Annotated in this window: 24 protein-coding genes; 8 read left to right on the top strand and 16 right to left on the bottom strand. The window is 73.9% G+C overall.

The genetic code is table 11. The features are described from left to right. Positions 1–13: 13 nt before the first annotated feature. Complete coding sequence (locus ITJ48_RS12030) at positions 14–976, bottom strand: DMT family transporter (RefSeq protein ID WP_194613850.1); 963 nt, start codon at positions 974–976, stop codon at positions 14–16. 34 nt (positions 977–1,010) lie between these two features. Here ITJ48_RS12030 and ITJ48_RS12025 point away from each other — a divergent pair, with 34 nt between their 5' ends. Further along, the gene (locus ITJ48_RS12025; protein WP_194613849.1) at positions 1,011–1,619 is read left to right on the top strand and encodes a TetR/AcrR family transcriptional regulator; all 609 of its coding nucleotides are present in this window, start codon (positions 1,011–1,013) and stop codon (positions 1,617–1,619) included. 12 nt (positions 1,620–1,631) lie between these two features. Here ITJ48_RS12025 and ITJ48_RS12020 read toward each other — a convergent pair whose 3' ends face one another. The 12 genes from ITJ48_RS12020 to ITJ48_RS11965 all read right to left on the bottom strand — a co-directional run bounded on the left by ITJ48_RS12020 (position 1,632) and on the right by ITJ48_RS11965 (position 15,203). After that, positions 1,632–2,750: a DUF418 domain-containing protein gene (locus ITJ48_RS12020; RefSeq protein WP_194613848.1), complete on the bottom strand. Its 1,119-nt coding sequence runs from the start codon at positions 2,748–2,750 to the stop codon at positions 1,632–1,634. 96 nt (positions 2,751–2,846) lie between these two features. Continuing rightward, complete coding sequence (locus ITJ48_RS12015) at positions 2,847–3,065, bottom strand: hypothetical protein (protein ID WP_123547843.1); 219 nt, start codon at positions 3,063–3,065, stop codon at positions 2,847–2,849. Positions 3,066–3,221: 156 nt separating this feature from the next. Beyond that, positions 3,222–4,379: a hypothetical protein gene (locus ITJ48_RS12010; protein WP_194613847.1), complete on the bottom strand. Its 1,158-nt coding sequence runs from the start codon at positions 4,377–4,379 to the stop codon at positions 3,222–3,224. A gap of 13 nt (positions 4,380–4,392) precedes the next feature. Continuing rightward, a complete protein-coding gene (locus ITJ48_RS12005) occupies positions 4,393–8,793 on the bottom strand; it encodes an FtsK/SpoIIIE domain-containing protein (RefSeq protein WP_194613846.1) in 4,401 nt (1,466 codons plus the stop codon). Then, positions 8,790–9,857, bottom strand: a complete 1,068-nt coding sequence (locus tag ITJ48_RS12000; RefSeq protein ID WP_194613845.1) for a hypothetical protein — start codon at positions 9,855–9,857, stop codon at positions 8,790–8,792. Before ITJ48_RS12000 ends, ITJ48_RS12005 begins: the two co-directional genes overlap by 4 nt. Continuing rightward, on the bottom strand, positions 9,854–10,543 hold the full coding sequence (locus ITJ48_RS11995) for a hypothetical protein (RefSeq protein WP_194613844.1): 690 nt from the start codon (positions 10,541–10,543) through the stop codon (positions 9,854–9,856). The genes ITJ48_RS12000 and ITJ48_RS11995 overlap by 4 nt, the downstream gene beginning before the upstream one ends. Then, positions 10,540–11,166, bottom strand: coding sequence for a hypothetical protein (locus ITJ48_RS11990; protein ID WP_194613843.1), 627 nt, complete (start codon positions 11,164–11,166; stop codon positions 10,540–10,542). The genes ITJ48_RS11995 and ITJ48_RS11990 overlap by 4 nt, the downstream gene beginning before the upstream one ends. After that, positions 11,163–12,644: a hypothetical protein gene (locus ITJ48_RS11985; RefSeq protein ID WP_194613842.1), complete on the bottom strand. Its 1,482-nt coding sequence runs from the start codon at positions 12,642–12,644 to the stop codon at positions 11,163–11,165. The genes ITJ48_RS11990 and ITJ48_RS11985 overlap by 4 nt, the downstream gene beginning before the upstream one ends. Next, positions 12,644–12,934, bottom strand: a complete 291-nt coding sequence (locus tag ITJ48_RS11980) for a hypothetical protein (RefSeq protein ID WP_194613841.1) — start codon at positions 12,932–12,934, stop codon at positions 12,644–12,646. The genes ITJ48_RS11985 and ITJ48_RS11980 overlap by 1 nt, the downstream gene beginning before the upstream one ends. A gap of 122 nt (positions 12,935–13,056) precedes the next feature. Beyond that, entirely contained in the window at positions 13,057–13,350 is a 294-nt protein-coding gene (locus tag ITJ48_RS11975; protein ID WP_123547850.1) for a WXG100 family type VII secretion target, read from the bottom strand. A 345-nt stretch (positions 13,351–13,695) separates the two neighbouring features. Further along, complete coding sequence (gene mshD / locus ITJ48_RS11970; RefSeq protein ID WP_194613840.1) at positions 13,696–14,526, bottom strand: mycothiol synthase; 831 nt, start codon at positions 14,524–14,526, stop codon at positions 13,696–13,698. Then, positions 14,523–15,203, bottom strand: coding sequence for a winged helix-turn-helix domain-containing protein (locus ITJ48_RS11965; RefSeq protein WP_123547852.1), 681 nt, complete (start codon positions 15,201–15,203; stop codon positions 14,523–14,525). The genes mshD and ITJ48_RS11965 overlap by 4 nt, the downstream gene beginning before the upstream one ends. Before the next feature lie 120 nt (positions 15,204–15,323). Between ITJ48_RS11965 and ITJ48_RS11960 the strand changes: the two genes are divergently transcribed. The 4 genes from ITJ48_RS11960 (at position 15,324) to ITJ48_RS11945 (ending at position 18,641) form a co-directional block, all read left to right on the top strand. After that, positions 15,324–15,617, top strand: a complete 294-nt coding sequence (locus ITJ48_RS11960; protein WP_194613839.1) for a hypothetical protein — start codon at positions 15,324–15,326, stop codon at positions 15,615–15,617. A 198-nt stretch (positions 15,618–15,815) separates the two neighbouring features. Beyond that, positions 15,816–16,451 (top strand): FABP family protein, encoded by a 636-nt coding sequence (locus tag ITJ48_RS11955; protein ID WP_123547854.1) that lies wholly within the window; start codon positions 15,816–15,818, stop codon positions 16,449–16,451. Then, positions 16,444–17,571: a folate-binding protein YgfZ gene (locus ITJ48_RS11950; RefSeq protein ID WP_194613838.1), complete on the top strand. Its 1,128-nt coding sequence runs from the start codon at positions 16,444–16,446 to the stop codon at positions 17,569–17,571. Before ITJ48_RS11955 ends, ITJ48_RS11950 begins: the two co-directional genes overlap by 8 nt. A gap of 5 nt (positions 17,572–17,576) precedes the next feature. Beyond that, the gene (locus ITJ48_RS11945) at positions 17,577–18,641 is read left to right on the top strand and encodes an FUSC family protein (protein ID WP_194613837.1); all 1,065 of its coding nucleotides are present in this window, start codon (positions 17,577–17,579) and stop codon (positions 18,639–18,641) included. 3 nt (positions 18,642–18,644) lie between these two features. On the opposite strand, the gene ITJ48_RS11940 is transcribed toward ITJ48_RS11945, so the two are convergent. Beyond that, complete coding sequence (locus tag ITJ48_RS11940) at positions 18,645–19,421, bottom strand: class I SAM-dependent methyltransferase (RefSeq protein ID WP_194613836.1); 777 nt, start codon at positions 19,419–19,421, stop codon at positions 18,645–18,647. Between the two features lie 41 nt (positions 19,422–19,462). On the opposite strand from ITJ48_RS11940, the gene ITJ48_RS11935 reads away from it, so the two are divergent. Next, positions 19,463–20,206: a phosphoglyceromutase gene (locus tag ITJ48_RS11935; RefSeq protein WP_194613835.1), complete on the top strand. Its 744-nt coding sequence runs from the start codon at positions 19,463–19,465 to the stop codon at positions 20,204–20,206. 62 nt (positions 20,207–20,268) lie between these two features. Here the strand turns inward: ITJ48_RS11935 and ITJ48_RS11930 are convergent, their stop codons facing one another. Both ITJ48_RS11930 and phoU read right to left on the bottom strand, forming a co-directional pair. Further along, positions 20,269–20,802 carry an AAA family ATPase gene (locus tag ITJ48_RS11930; protein ID WP_194613834.1) on the bottom strand — a complete coding sequence of 178 codons (534 nt, stop codon included), beginning with the start codon at positions 20,800–20,802 and terminating at the stop codon, positions 20,269–20,271. Positions 20,803–20,928: 126 nt separating this feature from the next. Next, positions 20,929–21,582, bottom strand: coding sequence for a phosphate signaling complex protein PhoU (gene phoU, locus ITJ48_RS11925; RefSeq protein ID WP_123547860.1), 654 nt, complete (start codon positions 21,580–21,582; stop codon positions 20,929–20,931). Between the two features lie 193 nt (positions 21,583–21,775). On the opposite strand from phoU, the gene ITJ48_RS11920 reads away from it, so the two are divergent. Both ITJ48_RS11920 and ITJ48_RS11915 read left to right on the top strand, forming a co-directional pair. Next, positions 21,776–22,966, top strand: a complete 1,191-nt coding sequence (locus ITJ48_RS11920) for a cell wall metabolism sensor histidine kinase WalK (protein WP_192040880.1) — start codon at positions 21,776–21,778, stop codon at positions 22,964–22,966. Beyond that, positions 22,963–23,649, top strand: coding sequence for a response regulator transcription factor (locus tag ITJ48_RS11915; RefSeq protein WP_146903278.1), 687 nt, complete (start codon positions 22,963–22,965; stop codon positions 23,647–23,649). Before ITJ48_RS11920 ends, ITJ48_RS11915 begins: the two co-directional genes overlap by 4 nt. The last annotated feature ends 93 nt before the right edge of the window (positions 23,650–23,742 follow it).

Below are 23,742 nucleotides of genomic sequence, written 5' to 3'. Positions count from 1 at the left end.
TGTCGGAGGCGCCTCAGGCGGTCGCGAGGGCCTCGCCGACCCGCGCGCGCCTCCTCCGCCCGCCCGCCAGCACGAGGGCGGAGCCGGCGCCGCTGAGCACGAACCCCGCGAGGGTCCACGCCGTGAGCGGCTCGCCGAGCAGCAGGGCGCCGGAGGCCGCCGTGGTCGGCGCCACCAGGAACAACAGCGCGTTCAGGGCGGTCACGCCCAGCCGGCGCAGCAGCCACCAGTAGAGCCCGTACGCGGCGAGGGTCGGCACCAGCGCCGACAGCACGGTGGCGGCCCAGAACGAGGGCGACGGAGGCGGCACGAGCGTCCCGGTCGCGGCCGCGAGCACCACGAGCGCCGCCGCCGTCAGGCTCACGTGCACCGTCAGCGTCGTGAGCACGGGCAGCTCCGCCCCTCCGCGCCGCTCGACGAGCGTGCCGGCGATCAGGCTCGCCATGGCCAGCGCCGGGAACGCCCAGGCCCAGGCCGGCGCGTCCGAGTCGCCGAGTTGCGACCCGACGACGAGGACGACGCCGAGGGCCCCGACGCCGAGCCCGGCCCACTGCCCGGCGCGCACCCGCAGCCCGAGCAGCGGGCCGACGAGGGTGGCGACGACGAGCGGCTGCACCGCGTCGACGAGGGCCGTGCTGCCGGTCGCCACCCCGGCGCCGACCGCCGCGTAGACGGGGACGACGTAGCCGAACTGGGCGAGCAGCCCGATCACGGCCTGCCGCCGCAGCTCGACGCCAGGGACGCCGCGCAGCCGCCCCTGAGCGGCGGCGACCACGACGAGCACCACCGCGAGCGGCAGGAACCGCCAGAGCAGCAGCGTCGTCGCCGGTGCGTCGACGGTGGCGACGGCCGCGATGGTGAAGCCCGAGCTCCACGCGAGGACGAACGCGGCGGCGGCGAGCACCGTGACGACGCCGGACACGCGGCCCGCCCGACCGTTCGCGCGGACGCCGAGTACACCGATCGGTTTAGTCATGCTCCAGACTATACAGGTAGGTATAGTGGAGGGCATGGTCGATCTCACCGCGCCCGAGCTGCCCTCCCTCACGCCCGGTGCGCGCCGCCTCCTCGACGCCGCCTCCGACCTCTTCTACGACCGCGGCGTCCACGCCGTCGGCGTCGACACGATCGCCGAGGCGGCCGGCGTCACGAAGAAGACCCTGTACGACCGCTTCGGCTCGAAGGAGGCGCTGGTCGTCTCGTACCTGCAGCACCGCGACGCGAGATGGCGAGCCCACCTCGCCGCAGAGCTGGCCCGCACGCCCGAGCCCGGCCCCGAGCGGGTGCTCGCGGTCTTCGACGCGACGCTCACCTGGGCCGCCGACAACTCGCCCAAGGGCTGCGGCGTGATCAACGCGCGCGCCGAGGTGGGCGGCCCGGACGACGGCGGGCCGGTGCTGCCTGAGCTCACCCGGCAGAAGCGCTGGATGCTCGGGCTGGTCGCCGACCTCCTCTCGGAGGCAGGGTTCGCGCGCGACGACGACGGCGCCCTCGCGCGGCAGCTGATGCTGCTGCACGAGGGCGCCCTCGTCACGCTCGGGATGGCGACCTTCCCGCAGCCGGTCGAGACGGCACGCGAGCTCGCCGCGGCCCTGCTCGTCGGCGCCCGTCGCCCCTGACCTGCCCGGGCCTCAGAGCACCCCGCCGCGCATCGGCGCGAGGCGTCGCCAGGTGACCGATCGCCAGGCCCACTCCACGGGTCCGTACGAGAAGTGCCGAAGCCACAGCCGGCTGAGCAGTGACTGCATCGTGAGCAGCGCGGCGCTCGCGACGACCATCGGCAGGTAGCTCGTCATCGTGGACCAGCCGAGGCCCGGCGAGGCGAGCGCGACGAGGGTGAGCACGACCGACGCGGCCAGGTAGTTCGTGAGGGCCATCCGGCCGAGCGGCTCGAACGCCGCGGCGAGCAGGCGCCGGGTACGAGTGCGCCAGAGCAGGGCGAGCCCCGTCGCGTAGGTCACGGCGACCACGAGGCCGGTCGAGGCTCCGACGGCGCCGAACGCGGCCTCCGGCCCGCCGGCGACCTGCGCGACGGTGCCCGCGACCGAGGCGAGGAGGGCCGTGACGAACACCGCGACGACCGATCGACCCGGCCGCTCGAGCACTGTGGGGAGCCCGTACGAGGCGGCGGCGGAGCCCAGCAGGAGCAGGCCGGGGACCGTCACGACGCCTCCGCCGAGGACGGCGAACGCGACGATCGTGAGCACGGCGCCCAGCGCCGCGGTCAGCCAGCGAGGGGCGAGCAGCACGACCGGCAGCAGGACGAGGCCGGCGACGGCGTACTCGCGCAGCACGTCCCCGGGGAACACGAGCGCGTGCACCAGGCCGATCCCGAGCAGGGCGACCAGTCGCAGCGCCAAGGGCAGCCACGGCGACGTGCCGCGCCGGCGGGCCGACAGCACGATGAGCTGGAAGCTCAGGCCGAAGAGGAAGCAGAAGATCGGCACGAACCGCTGCTCGACCAGCACGCCGAGCAGGCCGCTGCCGGTGCTCGACGAGAGCTGGCCCGCGAAGTCGTCCGGGGACAGGCCCTCGCCGATGCCCAGCAGGAAGGGGGCGTTCGCGAACAGGATGCCGCAGAGCGCGAACCCGCGGAGGGCATCGACGAGCCGCCAGCGGCGCGCGGGGGTCGCCGAGGCGGAGGCGCTCCCGTCACCACGCACGGTCGCGACGGTGGTGTCGAGGCCGTGACGAACGGCAGGAGCGGCGGGGGAGGCCGGGGCAGAGGAGGAGCGGGTGATCTGTGGCATGTCACCAGCGTCGCGGAGCCCCGCCGCGAACGAGTCGTCCCCCCGGATGACGTCGCCGCGGCGCCGTCGTCCGGGGGGACGAGATCGAGGAGCTGCCTACTTCTCTTCCTGCTTCAGGGCGATGCCGAGGGCGAAGAACGTGGGCGCCCAGTGGCCGATGAAGATGCCCCAGCGGTCCGACTGCGCCTTGTCGTTCGAGTCCTTGCCCTGGGAGGCGAGCCACGCGACGAGCGCGATGACGATCGAGGCGAAGCCGCCCCAGTAGGCGTGCTCGCTCTTGACGCCGAGGTCCGAGATGAATTTGACGGGGTTCATGGTGTTCTCCTGCAGGTCGTGGACGATCCGATGACGACAATCCACTCCCTCAGGCTGTGAGCGGCGTGCCAGGTCGGGGTGCACCTCCGAGTAGGCCGCCGACAGGCCTCCTCGTACCCCGACGCGTACCCCGAGGGCCCCGCACGGCTCTCGCCGTCAGTACTCCAGCAGGGTCGACGTGTAGGTCGCGCCGTCGGCCGTCACGTCCGAGATGACCCCCTGGATCGGCACGCGCACCGCGCCGACCGAGTTGAACGTGCCGGTGCCGCCCGCGCCGTCGCTGAGCGACGAGGTGAACGTCGCCGACCCCTCCGTCGTGGCCTCGACCTGCCAGCCCTGGCTCGTCCAGTCGCCGATCTCGTAGACGGGCGTCGTCTCGAGCGTCCACTTCTGGTCGGTCAGCGTGTAGCCGGTCGGCTCGTTGAGGATCTGGAAGCTGCAGCCGGCGGGCTTGAGGTCGGGACTGGCGACGCACGCGGCGAGCCACGCGTCGACGGCGACGCGTGCCGACGCCTGGCCCGAGTCGGTCAGCGTCGCGACGAGCGTGGCGGGGCTGCCGGTCGAGGAGGCGCCGGTCGCGATCCCGACGACGTCGTCCGCCGCGTAGGCGCCCGCCCCGTCGAGCGTGGCGGGGTAGCTGCCGGGGAACGCCCGCAGCTCGACCGTGTCGCCCTCGGCGCCGGCGTGCGGCACCTCGACGCCGGCCGCCGTCACCACGGCGGCGTCGGGTGCGCCGACCTGGACGGTCAGGGTGCCGAGCTCGACGGGAGTGAGCGTCCAGCGGTCGAAGAAGAGGAGGTCGGTGCCGTCCTTCTCGAGGGCGAACTGCTGGTCGTAGACGGCACCGCCCTCGCCTCCCTGCTGCACGACGGCGACGACCACGGCCGAGTCGCCGTCGACCCGCGACCCCGACACGTCCCAGCCCGTGACCCCGTCGGTGACGCCCGCGTAGGCCTCGTTCGTGAGCAGCACGTCGTCGTCGCCGACCTCGGTGCCGTCGAGCGACATCGCGCGCTCGACGTCGCCCTGCTGCACGGCCTCGAGGTACGCGACGGCCGCGGCCTCCGGCCGGTGCGTGGCGGCCGTGCGGCCCACCACGACGGCGGCGACGACGCCGAGCGCGAAGAGCACCACGGCCCCGCCGAGCAGCAGCGTGCGGCGACGGCTCCAGCCGCGACGCCCGCTCGGCGACGGCGACGGCGACGGCGACGGCGACGGGGACGGAGACGACTCGTGCTGCGGCCCCGGCGTCGGCCCTCCGCTCGCCCCCGGTGCGGTCTGGCCCTCGGCCTGCGGCAGTGCGTCGTCGCTCATCTGGTCCCCCTGGTCAGTCGTGACCGGCCAACACTACCGCCGCCCTCGTCGGCGCCACGGGCACCTGCACGGTCAGGGGCTCGCCGCTGCCGAGGTGCACGAGCGCCCGCCCGGGGACGACCCGCGACGACACCATCGACCGTGTCACCCGGACTCCGACGAGGTCGCCGTCGAGGGTCGCCTGCGGGCTGAGCAGCGCCCCTCGGCGGTTCTTCTTCGCCTCGACCTGCCAGCCGGAGAAGCCCGCGCAGAGACCGTTCGCGTTGCCGCCGAGCACGAGCGCGCGGCGGTGGTCGGCCGCCGACTGCACGAACGAGCGGAGCCACTGCTTCGCGCTGACGTCGAGCAGCAGCTCGCCGTCGTCGACGATGAGCGCCACCGGCCTGCCGTCGGGCGCGAGCAGGGGCGCGAGGTCGTCCTCGACGAGGTCCGAGCCGGTCAGCACGCCCCGGACGCCGGGGTGCCCGGCCAGCCCGCGGAGGGGCGAGGGACGAGGGGTCGCGACGACGATCTCGGTGCCGGCCCGCAGCAGCGACTCGGCGATGGTGAGCAGCATCGTGCTGCGGCCGCTGCGCGACGGGCCGGCCACGACGAAGGTCGGGGCGTCCGCCTCGAGGTCGATGCCCTGCGCCGTCATCTCGTCGCCGCCCACGCCGACGAGGGCCCAGAGCGGTCGGCTGGCGTCGGCACCGGCGAGCTCGAGCGCCGCGTCGAGGTCGAGCTGGCTCGGCAGGTCGTCCACCCGCAGGGGGGAGGTGCGGCGGAGGCCCCGCGGCTCGACCGCCTGCAGGCGCTCGGCCAGCGCGCGCACGGCGGCCACCTGCGCCTGCCCGCTGACGTCGTCGCCGAGCACTCCGACCTGCACCTCGACGCCGCTGCCGGAGCGGAAGCCCCGGCCCGCGCCGATCTCGGCGGGCAGCGTCTTGTGGTCGATCGTGGCGAGGCTGTAGTCGAGCCGGTCGGTGAGCCGCAGCACGACCTTGTCGTCGGTGAGCACCGCCATCCGGCTGGTCAGCAGCGACCGGTCGCCCGAGATGACGAGGTGCAGGCCCGCGCCGGCCCCGTCGCGCAGCATCGCCTGCACCGAGTCGGTCAGCCGCCCGCCGTCGAGCTCGCCGAGGGTGCCGACGAAGTTCTCCCACCGGTCGATCAGCACGAGCACGTGGGGCAGGCGGTCCCCGGGCGCGACAGTGGCCCGCTGCTCGGCGATGTTCGCGACGCCGGCGGCCCCGATCACCTCGTGCCGCCTCCCCATCTCCGCGACGAGGCGGTCGATCAGCCGGGTCGACCGCTCGAGCTGGGTGCGCTGCGCGATCGCGCCCGTGTGCGGGAACCCGGACAACGACGTGATGCCGCCGTTGCCGCAGTCGAGGCCGTAGAGGTGCAGGTCGTCGCTCGACACCGCGGAGGCGGCCGCCGCGGCGATGCTCCGCAGCGCCTGCGAGCGGCCGGAGCCGGGGGCGCCGACGACGTAGAGGTGCCCGAGCTGGTCGAGGTCGATCGTGGCTGCGCGCTGCTCCTGCCGGTCGGGCAGGTCCTCGGTGCCCCAGCGGAAGGCGAGGGGCGCGCCCTGGCCGGCCCGCGCCTCCGGCGGGACCAGGTCGAGCGGCACGACGGCCTCGAGGGGCGGCAGCCACGGGCTGCGCTGGCGGCCGAGGCCCGACAGCTCCGTGGCCCGGCGCAGGGCCCCGACGAGCACGGTCAGGTCGGTCTCGACCGCGGTCGCCCCGGTGGCGGGCCGGGTCGGCAGGGCGAGCGCGGCGTCGCGCCAGTCGAAGAGGCGGACGAACGGGGGTGCGGTCGTCCCGTCGCTGTCGAGGGCGCTGCGGCCCCCCACGCGGGCCGACTGGAACGGCACGACCGACGAGTGCCCGAGACGCGCGTAGGCCCGGCCGGGCAGCGACTTGGCGATGCGCGCCGCGTCGGGCACGTCGATCACGTCCGAGCTCTCGCCCGTGTCGGTCATGCGGAGGGCCACCCGCAGGTTCGTGTTCGCGCGGATCTCGGGGCTGATCACGCCCGACGGCCGCTGCGTCGCGAGGATGAGGTGCACGCCGAGCGACCGGCCGCGCTGGGCGATGCCGACGAGCCCGCTGACGAAGTCGGGCAGCTCCTTCGCCAGGGCGGCGAACTCGTCGATGACGATGAGGAGGCGCGGCAGGCGCTCGCCGAGACCGCCGCGGGCCAGGTGCTCGTCGTGGTCCTCGACGTCCTTCGCGCCCGAGGCGGCCAGCACGTGCTCCCGCCGCGTCAGCTCGGACCGCAGCGACCGCAGCGCGCGCTCGACGAGGTGGCTGTCGAGGTCGGTGACGAGGCCGACCGTGTGCGGCAGGTCGGCGACGGCCGCGAACGCCGCGCCTCCCTTGTAGTCGACGAGCACGAACGTCATCGCGTCGGGCCGGTTCTCGACGGCCAGCGACGCGACGAGCGTCTGGAGGAACTCGGACTTGCCCGACCCGGTCGTGCCCGCGACGAGGCCGTGCGGGCCGTCCGAGACCATGTCGATCGAGAACGGGCCGTCGATCGAGACCCCGACCACCGCCGAGGTGGAGGCCCCGCCGTCGCGCCGCCAGCGCTCGGCGAGCAGCTCGCCGGTGGGGTGCTCGAGTCCCAGGACGGGCAGCAGCGCCGCCGAGTCGGGCACGAGGCCCGCGGTCTCGCTCGAGCTGAGGTCGCGGATCGGCGAGAGGTCGCGGGCGACGTCGTCGTACCAGTCGTCGACGACGAGGTCGGCCAGCACGTCGTCGAGGTCGGCCCGGCCCTGCTCGCGCACCGTCAGCCGCGTGTCGGCGTGCTGCACGACTGTCGCCGTGCACTCCTCGGGCAGCTGCCACTCCTCGGCGTCGAGGCAGACGACGCGGATCCCGTGCTCGGGCCCGTCGCGCAGCAGCCCCACGACGCCGGGCATGGCGCGAAGGCGTCGGGCGCCGTCGAGCACCACGACGTACTCGGGCGAGAACCGCGCGGGGCGGGAGGAGTGCGACGCCGTCGACGCCGCCCGCCTCTCCTGCAGCACGAGCGAGAGCTCGGCCAGGCGACGGCCGATGGTCTCGCCGTCGGCGCCGATCGCGGCCAGGGCGTCGTCGCCGTCGCCCGGGCGCGCGTGCGGCAGCCAGGTCGTCCACTCCCACGCCGGCAGGGACGCCACCGACGTGAGCACGACCAGCCGCACGTCGTGCGGGCTCTGCGCCACGGCGAGCTGGCCCACCAGCCAGCGGCCGAGGAGGCGCGGGCGGCTCCCGGCACCGGCCACGCCCAGCACGCCGGTACGGGCCAGCGACAGCACGACGGGCACCTGCCGGGTCGTGCCGGTGGCCGTGCTCCGCTGGTCGGTCGAGCGCTCGTCCTGGATCTCGACCGTGCTCGGCAGGTCGGCCGTGCCGACGCGGACGTGCAGGTGGTCGGGGTCGGTCGGGCGGCGCTCCCAGAGCCGGTGCGTGGGCACGCGGGCCGCGGTGCGCAGCTCGGCCGCGTCGGCGGCGCGCGTGCGCCGACGGTCGCGCTCGGCGTCGATCGAGTCGTCGACCCAGCCCTCGATGCGCGCCACGAGCTCGCGGTGCTCGGCGAGGGCCTTGCCGTGGCTCTTCTTGCCGTTGCGGCGGTTCGTGACCGTCGTGCCGATCATCATGATCGGCGACATGAAGGCGAACATCAGGTAGAAAGCGTGCTGGAACGCCACGGCCATCACGATCCCGAAGACCGCGGGCACGGCCGCCATGATCCAGGGCAGGGGCGAGCGCTGCGGCGGGGCGGGCACCCGGGGGATCACGTACTTCACCGGCGGCGTCGGCGGCAGCAGGCGCGGCGGGCGGTTGTAGTCGACCCAGCCCGAGTCGGGCGCGCGCAGCAGCACGACGTCCGGGACGGTCACGGGCAGCGCGGCGAGCACGGACTCGCGGAGGCGCAGCCGGGCCTCGGGCGGCCACGGCGTCCACTCGTCTGTGAGCGGCGCCTCCTCGAGCAGGGCCGGGGCGGCTGCACCGCCGACCCCCTCGGGCAGCACGGCGCGCACGCGGACGGCCGCGTCGAACGAGACGTCGACCTCGGCGACGGCGGGCAGGTCGGCGACGCCGGTGACCAAGTGTCCGTCAGGGTCGACGGCGAGGAGGGTCCGTCCGACGACGAGCGGCGCAGAGCGGCCGGCCCCGACGCCGCCGACGAGGCGCAGGTCGACGACGCCGGGGGCGGCACGGCCGGGAGGCGCGGAGCCGACGTGCAGGAGAGCCCCGTCGAGCAGGCCGCTCGTCGCGAAGGTCGCCTGCTCGTCGACCCCCTCGGGCATCCGCGAGACGGTGCCGACCTCGCGGCCGATCGCGTCGAGGACGAGCGCGAGCGGCGTCTCGCCGGGGGCGTCGACGACGAGGTCGGAGCGCGTCCCGGCGACGTCGTCGGAGACGGTGAGGACGACCCTCATCGGGTCGGCACGGCGTCGCTCGGGCGGGCGGCGCCTCCTCGGCCCGCGTCGCGCCGACGGCCTGCCGGGGCCGTCCCCGGGGCGACCGGCAGGGAGGGCACGGGAGGCGAGGTCGGAGCACCCTCGGCGGCGGACCGCGGCAGCCCGGCCGGCACGGCCACGGCGTCGTGGCCGTTCAGCGCGACGTCGACCCAGCGCAGCTCGCCGACGGCGTCGCCGACCAGCGTGCCGTCGCGGCGCGCGGTCAGCTGCCAGCGCACCTGGTCGTGCCGGGCGAGCAGCACGACCCCCCAGTCGTTCTCGGGTCGCTCGAGGGCGGAGCGGAGGGCGGTCCAGGCCGAGGCCGAGGGCACCTCCGAGAGGAACAGCACCCCGGAGGAGGCGCCCGTCACGACGACGTCGAGGGCGTCGTCGAGCGACAGCAGGGCCCCGGCCGCCACCTCGTCGTCGCGGACGCCGACGCGCAGCACCGCGGTCGACCGGCTCCAGGGCGAGGTGGCGAGCTGGTCGGCGATCCGGCGGGCGACGGCCAGGCGGGCGGACCGGTCGCCGTCGACGCCGAGGACGCCGTGCAGCGCGTGCAGCCCGACGAGGACGCGGCCCTCGGCGGACGACCCGAGCGCGACGACCGTCGCGAGCCCCTCGGGGCGCCGCGGGGGCAGCGCCTCGAGCTGCACGAGCTCGACGGGGGCCGACCAGCGGCGACCGTCGCGGCTGGTGCTCCAGGGGGCAGGGGGCGCGACGGTGGGCGTGACGAGGTCGACGTCGATCCGCTCCGCGCCGACCACGACACGGGCGAGCCCGGGGAAGACGACGTGCTCGCGCTCGCACGAGGCGAGCAGCACGCGCAGCGCGCGGTCGGCGGCCCAGGTCGCCGAGGGGTCGCCGCGGACGTCGTCGGCCCAGGCGGCGGCCTCGACCTTGACGACCCGGCGCGACGCGACCCAGACCGGGATCGTGAACGCGAGCACCGCGACCGTGAGCAGCACCGCCACCGTGAGGGCGAGGTCGCCGAACGGCTCGAGCATCGGGGGCAGGTCGACCGCGAGGGCCGTGGCCGTCACCGCGCCTCCTCGGCGGCGGCGACGGCGAGCTCGACCGGGGTCGGGTCCTCGCCCGGCACGTCGGTCCAGCGGAACGTGGTCATGATCGAGTCGAACAGCTCGACGAGGGCGTCGGCGAGGCGCTCGCTCGGCTCGTCGCCGTAGACGGCCGACCAGGTCAGCACGACCCAGCGCCCCGGACGGTGCGATACCGAGATCGTGTAGACGACGCGCCTCGACCAGGTGCGCTCCCACGAGCCCTCGGCCTGGTCGGAGGCGATCGTGACGGCCGTGCGGGCGGCCGCGGCGCCGTCGACGTCGCGCAGGCCGTCGAGCTGGCCGGCGTCGCTCAGCAGGTCGGCGACGATGCGCACCGGCTCGGTCTCGGACTCGTCGTCGACCTCGGCCTCGCTGAGGCTGACGGGCAGGGCGAACCCGTCGATCGACGCGGGCAGGTAGACGGCGTTCGCGCCGGCCCGCCCTGCCTCCTCGACCGCGTCGGTCAGTCGTCGACGCAGCTGGCGCCGCAGCGGCTCGGCGCTGTCGCGGGGCAGGTCGTCGGGCAGCGCCTCGCGCACGATCCGGTCGACCTCACGGGCCAGGTCACGCCCGTGCTCGGCGCGCGCCGGCAGCCGGGCCCACCCGGTCGGCAGCGCGAGGGCGAAGGAGGCGGCGGGCGCCGCCGTGGGGGAGGTCGCGGTGGTCATCGGGTCGTCTCCTGCAGTCGGTCGGCGCGGGCGACGAGGCGCACACGTCCGAGCAGCTCGACGAGGGCCGGCGTCTGCAGCGCCGCGAGCCTGAGGTCGGTGCTCCGCCAGGTGGCGGTCGCGTCGAGCCCGTCGCGTCGCGCGGCGGCCGTGACGGTCGCCCAGATGCGGCCTTCGTGGTCCAGGTCGAAGCGCGTCACGACGACGCCGGGGCCGACGTCGTCCGGCAGCTCGTCGATCAGGGGCGCCTCGAGCGGCGAGCCGCCCCGGGCGCGGCCGAGCTCGAGCAGGTCGGGGGCGTCGTCGCCGGTCAGCCCGGCGTCGACGACGACCGGCAGCGGCCAGGCTCCGGGGACCGAGAAGCCGGCGGCGAGGCGGGAGGTGTCGCCCAGCGTGGCGGCCATCGCGAGCAAGCTGTCGAGCGCGACCTCGACGTCCACGTCGGGGGGGACGACCCCCGCCGCACGGTCGATCTCGGCCGAGAGGGCGAAGAGCTCGGCGGCTCCCTCTCGCCATGCCGCGGACGCCTCCGCGTCCACCTCGGCGTCCGCGGGCACGAGCAGCCACGCGGGCGGGTCGACGTCGACGACCACGACGGATCCGCCCTGCTCCGGCCCGCTCACAGCTTGCTCGCCTCGACCTCGGCGACGGACGGCGTCCCGCCGGGGAAGTTCGCCTTGGCGTCCTCCCAGGCCTGCCAGCGCAGCTGGTCGGCGCCGATGCCCGTGGGGTTCGCGCCGAGGCCGAAGGCCGCGCTGCCCCAGCCGAACACCTTCGCGCCGCCCGTGAAGTAGGTCAGGCCCTGGACGTTCTGCATCGAGCTGAGGCTGATGCCGCTCTGCGACGCCTTCGTCGCGATCTCCTTCAGGCCGTTCAGCCCGTCGACCCCGATGACCTTCTCGAACGACCAGCCCTTCTCGCCGAACCGGTCGAGGATCGCCTTCTTGTCGAACTTGGCGATGTCGCCCGCCCGGCCGATGTTCCACCAGTTCGGCTTGACCTCGCCGAGGTCGGCGGCCTTGAACTGCTTGACCGCCGAGGCCTGGATCTCCTTCATCCGCACCGGGAGGTCCTTGAGCCGCGTCACCGTCGCCTCGACCGTGGCGCGGCCGGCCAGCAGGTCGTCGAAGATCTGCTGACGCTTGACGGTCTGGTTGGCGGTGAACGCCATCGCCGCGTGGGCGTTCTTGGTGATCTTCGCCGTGTGGGCGGCGCCCCCGGCGATCATCGTGCCCTTGGTGACGTTGGTCGCCTTGGTGATCAGCGCCCCCGCGCCGAGCGACAGGATGCCGATGCCGGCCATGAGCACGGTCAGCCACGAGGCGTCGCCCATCGCCGCCTGCGCGATCGTGGCCGCGAAGGCCACGCCGGCCGTCACGGCCGCCATCAGCGTGACGAACCCGAGCCCCGGGATGATGATCGCGATGATCGCCAGGGCGATCCCGATCCAGGTGAGGATCTTGATGAGGATGGCCAGGAACTTCTTGAAGAAGGCCCGGATCTTGTCGCCGAGGGTGTCGTGCAGCCCGTCGTCCCACGCTCCCCTGATGGTCGAGGAGGCGGCGTGGCCGGCCGCGTCGAGGTCGGCCTGGGCGCGGCGGAGGTGCGCGATCGCGGCGGCCGTGGCGCCCTGGGCCGAGTCGAGCGCGGCGTCCTTGGCGCGGCCGGCCCCCTCCTCCTCGCTGGTGAGCGGGGGAGCGTCGTCCGGGCGGTCCTGGCGGGGGTCGGCCATGCCGGTGGCCTGCGACATCGAGTCGCGGGCGGCCACCGCCTCCTGCAGGGCCGACGCAGACTCGGCCAGGCCGTGCTCGAGCTGGGGCAGGTACGACCGCAGCGCGTCGCGGACGGCGTCGTAGCGCCCGGACATCTGCTCGAGCGAGGCTCCGACGGACTTGCTCTTCTCGCGGACCTTGTCGGCGCTCTGCCCCTTGAACTGGCTCTCGTCGCCGTCGCCGATGCGCTTCAGCACGTCGGCCTGCTCGTGGATGGTGCGGGCCATGTCGTCGTAGAACGCCGCGAGCACCTGCACCTGCGCGACGTCGGCCGACATGGGGTCGCGGCTCTCGTGCAGCAGGGCCCACTCTCCGGGACGCGCGCCCATCAGACGGTCTCCGTGCTGATGCTCTTCGCCATCTCGCCGTCGGCCTCGTCCCAGGTCTCGCTCATCTCGACGAGCTTGTCGTGCAGCTTCGAGACGTCGCCCTTGATCTTCTCGCGGTGGATCTTCCAGTCGCCGGCGAAGTCGCGCATGGCCTTGTCCAGGTCCCGCTGGCCGAAGATGTCGTGGTTCTCGTCCCGGCCCGACATCTGGTTCCCCAGTTCGTCGCGCACGCGGGAGAGGGAGTCGATCGAGGTGCGGAGGGCTTCTCCGTCGACGATGAGGTCTGGCATGGGGCGTCCGTTCGTGGGGCAGGCCGAAGGAGGTGGGGCGGTGGAGGTGGGGCGGAGGAGGTGGGGCGGAGGGGGAACGCCGAGGTCCCGCCCCGCGACGGGGGCGGGACCGCGGCGACGCGCTACTTGAGCGCCTTGGCCAGCTCGGAGTCCGTCTGCTCGAGCGCTTCGGCGGCGCTGTTGAGGTACGAGCTCATGCCCTCGAGGCCCTGGATGGTCTTCGTGGCGCCGTCGTTGAACTCCTGGTAGGAGGCGCCGAAGGCGACCGACGACTGGTCGGTGACGTAGCCGCCGCTGATCAGGCTGTCGACCTGCGCCTTGAGCTCGCGGAGCTTCGACTCGATGTCGGCCTCGCCGTTGGTCAGGCGGGTGGCCGCGTCGCGCATGTCGCCGTAGGTGACGTTCAAGTTGGGCATGGTGCTCCTCGGGGTCGTCTTCCGTGTGGTCGCCCGGGCCGCGTCGGCCGGGCGTGATCGGTGGCCCGCCGGGGCGAGCCGAGATCGAAGCTAGGGGCCGTCGACCCCCGATCGGGGGTCGGTCACGCACTGTTAATCTCGACGACCGAACGACCTGGTGCGCCGCCGTGGCCCGTACTCACGGGCATCGCGTGCGTGACCGGCGTTTCTTGCGTGGTGCGCACGAAGTTGCACAGAACCGTGCAGGAGCCGCAGTTCACCCCGACGTTCACCTCGATCGGGGTACGGCCGACGGGTCGGCGCGACGGCGCAGCACCGCCGGTCGGGCGGCACGACGGGGGCAGGTCAGCGCGAGAGCGTGTACTGCACGTCGACGGCGTGGTCGACGAACCCGCGCGCCGCATAGAGCCGCAGCGCGGCCGTGTTGTCGCCCTCGACGTAGAGGGCGGCGGTGTCGACGCCCCTGTCGAGGAGGCGGGCGAGGCCGGCGTCGACCACCGCGCCTCCCAGGTGCTCGCCCTGGTGCTCGGGGCTGACGGCGACGGCGTAGAACTCGCCCGGCTGGCCGGCCTCGAGCTTGAGCCAGCACGAGGCGAGCAGCTCGTCGCCCCGCCACAGCAGCAGCAGGTCGCCCGCGTCGAACCAGTCGTCCGCCGTGCGGGCGTCGAGGTCGGCCTGGGTCAGCGAGCCCTGCTCGGGGTGGTCGGCGAACGCGCGGGCGTTGAGGGCGAGCCAGGCCGCGTCGTCGACGCCGGGCCGGAAGGCGGCGACGCGGTCGCCGTCGCGGAGGCGCGGCGTGCGTCCCTCGACCGGCGCGCGCTGCTGGAGCAGGCGCCGCGTCTCGACGAGCCCGAGCTGCGCGGCGAGGGCGCGGGCGCCGGGGTGGTCGCCGTGCGCCCAGAAGGCGAGCGGGCCGGTCGTCTCGTCGACGACGCGGCGGGCGAGCGCGGCGCCGAGCCCGCGTCGCCGGTGGTCGGGGTGCACCACGAGCTCGACCTCGCCGAGTCGGAGCACCGCGGCCGCGTGCTCGTCGCCGAGCAGTCGTGCCTCGCCCGTGCGGACCTCGACGAGCGCCTGGTCGTTCACCGGCGGGCTGCCGTCGACGACCTGGGCCGCCCGCGCCAGCGCCGCGAGGCCCGTGGCGTCGAGCTCGGCCGGATCGAGCCCGGCGGTCATCGGACGACCGCGCCCGGCTCGTCGTCGTACACGTTGAAGCGGTAGCCGACGTTGCGCACCGTGCCGATCAGCGACTCGAGGTCGCCGAGCTTGGCGCGGAGGCGACGCACATGCACGTCGACCGTGCGCGTGCCGCCGAAGTAGTCGTAGCCCCACACCTCGCTCAGCAGCTGCTCGCGCGTGAAGACGCGGGAGGGGTGCGTGGCGAAGAAGCGGAGCAGCTCGAACTCCTTGAAGGTGAGGTCGAGCGGCCGGCCGTGCACCTTGGCCGAGTAGCTGGCCTCGTCGATGACCACGCCGGACGCGTGGATCTTCGAGCCCGTCTGCGACTGCGCCAGGCGCCCGACCACGAGGCGGATGCGGGCGTCGACCTCGGCCGGGCCCGCGGTCTCGAGGACGACGTCGTCGGCGCCCCACTCGTGGTTGACGGCCGTGAGCCCGCCCTCGGTCAGCACCAGCACGAGCGGCACGGTGACGCCGGTCGTGCGGAGGATCTTGCAGAGCGACTTCGCGCTGGCCAGGTCGACGCGGGCGTCGACGAAGATCAGGTCGCTCGACGGGGCGTTGACGAGCTGCGCGGGCTCGGCCGGGATCTGCCGCGTACGGTGGCTCAGCAGGGCGAGCGCGGGGAGCACGTCGGAGGAGCCGGCAGAGGTCAGGACCAACAGCTGTGCCACACGGACCTCCAGTGAATGTACTGTCGAACAGCCTAGGACAAGCGCGACGACCGCCACGACCAGCCCGACCACCCCGATGCTAGGGCAGGAGGCGCAGGTCACGAACGAGGGACGACCCCAGTGAGCACAGCACCCGACAGCACCCCGAGCCGACTCGCGCGCCTCAAGCCGGTCACGATCGTCCCCGTCTGGCTCTTCGCGCTGGTCGCCGGCGTCGTCATCGCGATCACCACGACCGGTGACGAGCACTACACGTGGCTGTCGCTCGCCCTGGGCGGCTCGATCCTCCTCACGTTCGTCCTGCAGCTCGCGACGAGCGAGAAGGACGGGCTGGTGTCGCGCACGATGCTCGCGCTGTGCGGCAGCCTCGTGCTCCTGGCGCTCACCACGGGGGTCGTCGCGCTGCTGCGCTGACCGCAGGTCGTTCGACGCTGCCCGCACCGCGCCTCCTGCGCCTGTCCATCTCGTCGCCCCCCGGGTAGGCTCGGGGCATGGATTCCTTGCTCGCCCTCGAGATCTTCTACATCGGGCTCCTCGGCCTCGCGTCGCTCGCCATCGCGTTCGTCTCCGTCGTCGTGCTGGTCAAGCTGTTCAAGGGACAGCGCTAGACCCGTGATCGACATCCCCACCGACCTGCCGGCCGAGCTCGTCCCGCTGTCGTGGCTGATCGGCGTCTGGGAGGGCACCGGCGTCGTCGACTACAAGATCGGCGACGGCGACCCCGACGCTCCCGTCGACGGCAAGCCGCCCGCCGTGCGCCGCACCCACGAGTTCGGACAGCGCGTCAGCTTCAGCCACGACGGCGCGCCCTGGCTCAACTACAGCTCGTTCTCGTGGGAGCTCGACGACGAGCGCACCCCGCTGGCGAGCGAGACCGGCTTCTGGCGCCTCGAGCGACCGGCCGAGGTCGGCGACCGCGGCCCCGGCATGCTGCCCGGCCAGGGCGTCGCGCCGTACTCGACCGCGCAGACCGTCGAGATCCTCCGCCGCCCCGACGACGGGTTCGGCCTCGAGGTCCAGCTCGTGCACCCGACGGGCGTCAACGAGCTCTACCTCGGCCGCGTCAAGGGGCCCCGCATCGACCTGTCGACCGACGCGGTGCTCCGGTCGAGCAACGCGAAGGAGTACTCGGCGGCGACCCGCATGTACGGCCTCGTCGAGAACGACCTGCTCTGGGCCTGGGACGTCGCGGCCCTCGGCCAGGAACTGCGCACGCACGCGTCGGGTCGGCTGGCCCGCGTTGGCTGACGCCGACCAGGTCCCCGCAGTCGTCTCGCCGTTCTCCGGCCGCGACGGCTTCGTCGACGACGGCACCGGCGTCGCGGCGCACTACGGCACCCCCGTCGCCGAGCAGCGCGCCCTGGCCGCCGGCACCGCGATCGTCGACCTCTCGAGCCGGGGCGTCCTCACCGTCAGCGGCCCCGACCGGCTCACCTGGCTGCACTCGCTCACGAGCCAGAGCCTCACCGGCCTCGCCCCCGGCGACTCGACCGAGACGCTCCTGCTCGACGCCAACGGTCGCCTCGAGCACGCGGCGCGGGTCGTCGACGACGGCGAGACGACCTGGCTGCTCGTCGACCTCCCCGAGGCGGAGCCCCTGCGCGCCTGGCTCGACCGGATGCGCTTCATGCTCCGCGTCGAGGTGGCCGACCGCACCGCGGATGTCGCGACGATCGGCTCGCTCGGCGACGTCGCGCTGCCGGTCCCCGTGCTCGCCCCCGCCGGCGTCCCGGTCGTCTGGGTCGACCCGTGGTCCGAGGTCGCCGTCGGCGGCCACTCGTACGCCGACGCCGAGGCCCACCCCGGTCGCGAGTGGACGGCCCGCGAGACGCTCGTCGCACGGTCCGACCTCGACGCGCTCGCCGCCTCCTCGGTGCCCGCCGCGGGCACGCTCGCGCTCGAGGCCCTGCGCATCGAGGCCTGGCGCCCGCGCCTCACGACCGAGGTCGACGAGCGCAGCATCCCGCACGAGCTCGACTGGATGCGCAGCGCCGTGCACCTCGCCAAGGGCTGCTACCGCGGCCAGGAGACGGTCGCCAAGGTGCACAACATCGGGCACCCGCCGCGGCGCCTCGTGATGCTGCACCTCGACGGCAGCGACTCGGTGCTGCCCGTGCACGGCGACCCGGTCGTGCTCGCCGCCGACACCGGCCGGGAGGTCGGCCACGTCACCTCCTCCGCCGTGCACCACGAGCTCGGCCCGATCGCCCTCGCGCTGGTCAAGCGCACCACCGACGAGACCGCCCCGCTCGCGGTCCTCTCGGCCGACATCGTCGTCGCCGCCTCCCCGCAGACGATCGTGCCGGCCTCCGCGGGCGCCTCAGCCGGGGTGCCCCGGCTGCCGCGCCTGGGGGCCGTCCGCCGCTAGCCGTCGTGGCGCGGCTCGACGTCCGGGCCTCGGCGCGGCGCACGGTCACGGCGCTGCCCGCGATCGTGCAGATCGTCGTCGCCGTCACCGCGTCGTACTCGATCGCGCACTACGGCCTCGGCCACGCCGTGCCCCTCCTGGCCGTCACCATCACCATCTCGTCGCTGGGCCTCGCCCGGGACGCCCGGCCGAAGGTCGTGCTCGAGAACGCCGTCGGGATCCTGATCGGCATCGCCCTGAGCGAGGTGATGCTGCTCGCGCTCGGCAAGGGCCTCTGGCAGGTGGCCGTCGTGCTGCTCGTGGTGCTCGCGGTCGCGCGGTTCGCGTCGCCGAGCGCGGGCTTCGCCGCCGCGGCCGCGACCCAGGCCATGCTCGTCATGCTGCTGCCGGATCCCGACGGCGGCCCGTTCGTCCGCAGCATCGACGGCGCCGTCGGGGGAGCCGTGGCGCTGGCCGTCACCGCGATCGTGCCCCGTGACCCGATCCGCCTCGTCCGCCTCGACGCCCGGATGCTCTTCGCCGAGCTCGCCGCGGCCTTCGCCGCGCTGGTCGAGGCGCTCCGCTCCGACGACGTCCGCCGGGCCGACGAGGCGCTCCGCCGCCTCCGCTCGACCCAGCCCCTGCTCGACGACTGGGCCTCGACCCTCGAGTCGGCCGTCTCGATCTCCCGGCTGTCCCCCTTCCTCCGCTCGCGCCTCCCGTACCTGCGGCAGCAGCAGGAGCTGCGCCAGGACGTCGACCTCGCCGTCCGCAACCTCCGAGTCATCGCCCGGCGCATCGACACCGCGGTCGGCGACGGGCGGGACCGCCTCGGCCTCGCCGACGTGCTCGAGAGCACCGGTCGCGCGGTGGCCGTGCTGGGCGAGTCGGTCGACGACGTCGAGCGGGTGCCGGTCGCGCGCGACGCCCTCAGCGCGGTCGCGGGCCGGCTCGACCCGGCGGTCGTCGCACCCGGGGCGCCCGTCACCGAGTCGATGGTCGTGCTGATGATGCGGCCGCTCGTGATCGACCTGCTGATGGCGACCGGGCTCGACCACGCCGAGGCCCGGCGCCGGCTCGCGCCCGTCTGACGCTCAGGCGCGCGGCGCCACCGCGTCCCAGGGCAGCGTGAGCTCGCCGAGCCGCCAGCGCGTGCGGCCGTGCCGTACGGGCCAGCCGCCGGCCCGCAGCCCCTCGATGGTGGCGACCCAGCGCTGCACGGGCCCGTAGACCGACAGCGGCGCCGCGACGGCCCACGCGCGGTCGAGGTCGACGAGCAGGTCGTGCACCCGCTCGCCGGGGACGTTGCGGTGGATCAGCGCCTTCGGCAGCCGCTCGGCCACGATCGAGGGCAGCTCGAGCGAGGCCAGCCGCAGCGAGATGGTGAACGTGCGGGGCCCCTCCTCGTCGACGTCGACCCAGCTCGAGACGCGGCCGATCTCGTCGCAGGTCCCCTCGACGAGCACGCCCCCCGGCTGCAGGCGCGACGTCATCAGCGCCCACGACGCGGCGACCTGCGACTCGTCGTACTGGCGCAGCACGTTGAACGCCCGGATGACCGCAGGTCGACGGCCGCCGTCGAGCGGCACCTCGAAGCCGCCGAGCAGGAAGCTGACACCCGGCCGTGCGGAGAGCTGCGCCCGTCGCACGCGCTCCGGCTCGATCTCGATGCCCACGACCTCGACGTCGGGGCGGGCCCGCAGGAGGCGCTGGTGCAGCTCCAGGGGAGTGGTCGCGCTCGCCCCGTACCCCAGGTCGACGACGAGCGGGTCGTCGGCGCGGCGCAGCGCCGGGTGGGCGGCGATCCAGCGGTCGACCCGACGGAGGCGGTTGGTGCCGGTGGTGCCGCGGGTGACGGATCCGACGGGCATGCGCCAAGTCTCGCACCGGGGCGCAGCGATACGCTGGAGGCATGACTTCGACGCTCATCCTCCTGCGACACGGCAACAGCGAATGGAACGCCAAGAACCTCTTCACGGGATGGGTCGACGTGCGGCTCACCGAGCAGGGGCGCGCCGAGGCGAAGCGCGCGGGCGAGCTGCTGCGCGAGCACGACCTGCTGCCCGACATCCTCTACACGTCGCGCCTGACCCGCGCGATCCAGACCGCCGACATCGCCCTCGAGGAGGCCGACCGCCTCTGGATCGACGTGAAGCGCTCCTGGCGTCTCAACGAGCGCCACTACGGCGCCCTCCAGGGCAAGGACAAGGCCCAGACCCTCGAGCAGTACGGCCCCGAGCAGTTCCAGACCTGGCGCCGCTCGTTCGACGTGCCGCCGCCCCCGCTCGACGACGACAGCGAGTTCTCGCAGGCCCACGACAAGCGGTACGCCGAGCTCGGCATCGACGCGCCGCGCACCGAGTCGCTCGCCCTCGTCATCGAGCGGATGATCCCCTACTGGGAGAGCGACATCACGCAGAGCCTCGCGGCCGGCGACGTCACGCTCGTGGTCGCGCACGGCAACTCGCTGCGCGCGCTCGTGAAGCACCTCGACGGCATCGGCGACGACGAGATCTCCGAGCTGAACATCCCGACGGGCATCCCGCTCGTCTACGAGCTCGACGACGACTTCCGCCCCACCGGCCCCGCGCGCTACCTCGACCCCGAGGCCGCCGCCGCGGGAGCCGCGGCCGTCGCCGCCCAGGGCAAGAAGTAGCCCGCTCCGTCCCGTCACGACGAGGCCCGCCCTGCTCCGCGCAGGTGCGGGCCTCGTCGTGCCTAGACGAACTGCTCGCTGATCTCCATCACGAGGGCGTCGACGTCGACCGGGGTGCTCGTGTCGACGCGCAGCACGGGCCACTCGCCCAGCGGCGCGGCGACCTCGGCCCACTCGGCCCACGACGCGCGGGTGGACTCGACGGTGCCGTGCGCGGGGTGGCGACCGCCGGCGGCGAGCCGGTCGACGACGCGCTGCAGGGCCACGTCGGGGTCGACGTCGCACCACACCTCGAGAGTGCGAGGCGAGCCCGCCCTCGACACCCCGGCCCGCGCGAGCTCGAGGTCGCGCGGCCGGTGCCAGAACGAGTCGACGACCACGCCGGCCTCGACCTCGGCCGCCATCGACCAGACCGTGTCCATCGCGATGGAGCCGAGCGCGTCGGGGGCGATCATCGGCCCGGCCAGGTCGGCCAGCGCCTCCTTGATCGGGTCCTTGGCCAGGAGGGGGCAGCCCAGCACCCCGGCGAGCGTGGCCGAGAGGGTGGTCTTGCCCGAGCCGGGAAGACCGTTGACGAGGATCGCGACGGAAGCCATGCCCCCCATCCTCTCGCGACGAAGGAGGCGCGACGTCCGACGAGCGGACACCGCGCCTCCTGCGCGTCACGGCACGGCGGCCGCGGGGCCGATCAGGCCTGAGGGCCGATCAGGCCACCGGGCCGATCAGGCCTCGGGGGCGACCCAGTCGCCGGTGGCCAGGTACTGGACTTTCTTCGCGATGGACACGGCGTGGTCGGCGAAGCGCTCGTGGTAGCGCGACGCGAGGGTCGAGTCGACGGTGTCGACGGCGGCGCCCTTCCAGGTCTCGCCGAGCACCTTGTCGAAGACGCTGAGGTGCAGCTCGTCGATGCGGTCGTCGTCGTTGCGGATCTCCTCCGCGAGGCGGACGTCCTCGGTCGTGAGCAGCTCGGTCAGCTTGTGGGCGATCGCGACGTCGAGCTCGCCGAGCTCCTTGAAGGTGGGGCGCAGCGACTTCGGCACGACCTTCTCGGGGAACCGGTAGCGGGCCAGCTGGGCGATGTGCTCGGACATGTCGCCCATGCGCTCGAGAGACGAGCTGATGCGCAGCGCGCTCACGACGATGCGCAGGTCGCGGGCCACGGGGTTCTGGCGGGCGAGGATGTCGATCGCGAGCTCGTCGAGCGCGATGGCCCGCTGGTCGATCTGGTCGTCGTCGGCGATGACCTTCTCGGCCAGGGTGACGTTCGACTCGTTGAAGGCGGTGGTGGCGTTGTCGATCGAGATCGCGACGAGGCCTGCGATCTCGACGAGGCGCTCCTGCACCTCTTGCAGCTCCTGCTGGAATACCTCGCGCATGTGGTGATGGGACCTCTCGTGGTGTCGGGGCGGGTGTGCGCCCGTGCCGCAGACGACGTCGCCCGCACATTCCAGACGACTCTCTCGGGTGGAGGTTAACGACTGGTGCCCAGCGACTGAACAGTCACCAAAGTACAGCGGATGGGCAGGGGGCGGTCGATCCGGCCCCCGGCTGTTCACTAAAGTCGACCGCATGGACTCCGCCTGGCTGGTGCCGGCGTCGCTGCTCTTCGGCGCCGTCGTGGGTGCGGCGATCGTGCTCGTCGTCGTGGCGGCGCAGCACCGTGCCGCGCGGGTCGCGGCCCTGGTCGACAGCACCCTGCCCGACGGCATCGACGCGGTGCTCGACGCCCTCGAGTCCGCCGGCATGGTGGTCGACCCCTCGGGCAACGTCCTCAAGGCCTCGGCGGCGGCGACGCAGCTCGGGCTCGTCTCGGCGCAGCACCACCTCGTCCACCCCGAGATGGAGGCGATGGTCGGCCGGGTGCGCCACGAGGGCGAGCCGCAGGAGGCGCAGCTCACCCTCGCGCGCCTCCCCGGTTCCGAGGCCACCATCCAGCTCGGCGTCCGGGCGGCGGCCCTGGGCGGCCGCTACGTGCTCGTGCTCGCCGAGGACCACACCGAAGGGCGCCGCCTCGACGACATGCGCCGCGACTTCGTGGCCAACATCAGCCACGAGCTCAAGACCCCCATCGGTGCCGTCGGCCTGCTCGCCGAGGCGCTCGACGCCGCCTCGGCCGACCCCGACCGGGTGCGCCACTTCGCGGGCCGCCTCACGCAGGAGGCCGACCGGCTCGGGCGCCTGACGCAGGACATCATCGAGCTGTCGCGCCTGCAGGCCGTCGACGCCCTCGGGGCGTCGCAGACCATCGACCTGCGGTCGGTCGTCGACACCGCCGTCGACCGCAACCGCGTCGTCGCCGAGGCGCGGTCCGTCGAGCTCATCGTGCGCGGGGGCAAGAGCGCGAAGGTGCTCGGCGACGAGGCCATGCTCGTCACGGCCGTCGACAACCTGGTCGCGAACGCCATCGCGTACTCGCCGGACGGCTCGCGGGTGGGCATCGGCCTCGCCTCGGGCGGCGACGGCTCGGTCGAGGTCGCCGTCACCGACCAGGGCTTCGGCATCCCCGAAGAAGAACTGGAGCGCGTCTTCGAGCGCTTCTACCGCGTCGACCCCGCACGGTCCCGCCGCACGGGCGGCACCGGCCTCGGCCTCGCCATCGTCAAGCACGTGGTGCAGAACCACGGCGGCGACGTGCGCGTCTGGTCCCAGGTCGGCAGCGGGTCGACCTTCACCGTCCGTCTGCCCCAGGTCGAGACCCGTCCTGAGACCCGCAGCGTCCCCATCCCGGTCACCACACGAGGAGACACCGATACCCGATGACCACCCACATCCTGATCGTCGAGGACGAAGAGTCGCTCAGCGAGCCCCTGGCGTTCATCCTCGAGCGCGAGGGCTACCGCGTCACCGTCGCCGACGACGGCCCCTCGGCCCTCGCCGCCTTCGACAAGACGGGTGCCGACCTCGTGCTGCTCGACCTCATGCTCCCCGGCATCCCGGGGACCGAGGTCTGCCGGGTGCTGCGCTCGAAGTCGCAGGTGCCCATCGTCATGCTGACGGCGAAGGACAGCGAGGTGGACATCGTCGTCGGGCTCGAGCTGGGCGCCGACGACTACGTCACGAAGCCGTACTCGACGCGGGAGCTGCTCGCCCGCATCCGCGCCGTGCTGCGCCGCCGGGTCGACGACGACGACGACCTCGCCGACGGCGTGCTCGAGGCAGGCGAGATCCGGATGGACGTCGAGCGGCACGTCGTCACCGTCCGCGGCGAGGACGTCGCGATGCCGCTCAAGGAGTTCGAGCTGCTCGAGCTGCTGATGCGCAACGCCGGCCGGGTGCTGACCCGCGGCCAGCTGATCGACCGTGTGTGGGGCTCCGACTACTTCGGCGACACGAAGACCCTCGACGTGCACATCAAGCGCATCCGCTCGAAGATCGAGCCGGTGCCGTCCGAGCCGAAGGCGCTCGTGACCGTGCGCGGGCTCGGGTATCGGATCGAGGCCTAGCGTCCCGTCGCCGCGACGCACGTCATGGGGCGACACGAGAGAGGCCCGGCCCCGCGTCTGCGGGGCCGGGCCTCTCTCGTGGTTCTGCCGGGG

Origin of the sequence: Frigoribacterium sp. VKM Ac-2530, from assembly GCF_015350835.1 — a bacterium.
Classification (GTDB): Bacteria; Actinomycetota; Actinomycetes; order Actinomycetales; family Microbacteriaceae; genus Frigoribacterium.
This window is presented reverse-complemented; position numbering and strand designations above follow the sequence as displayed.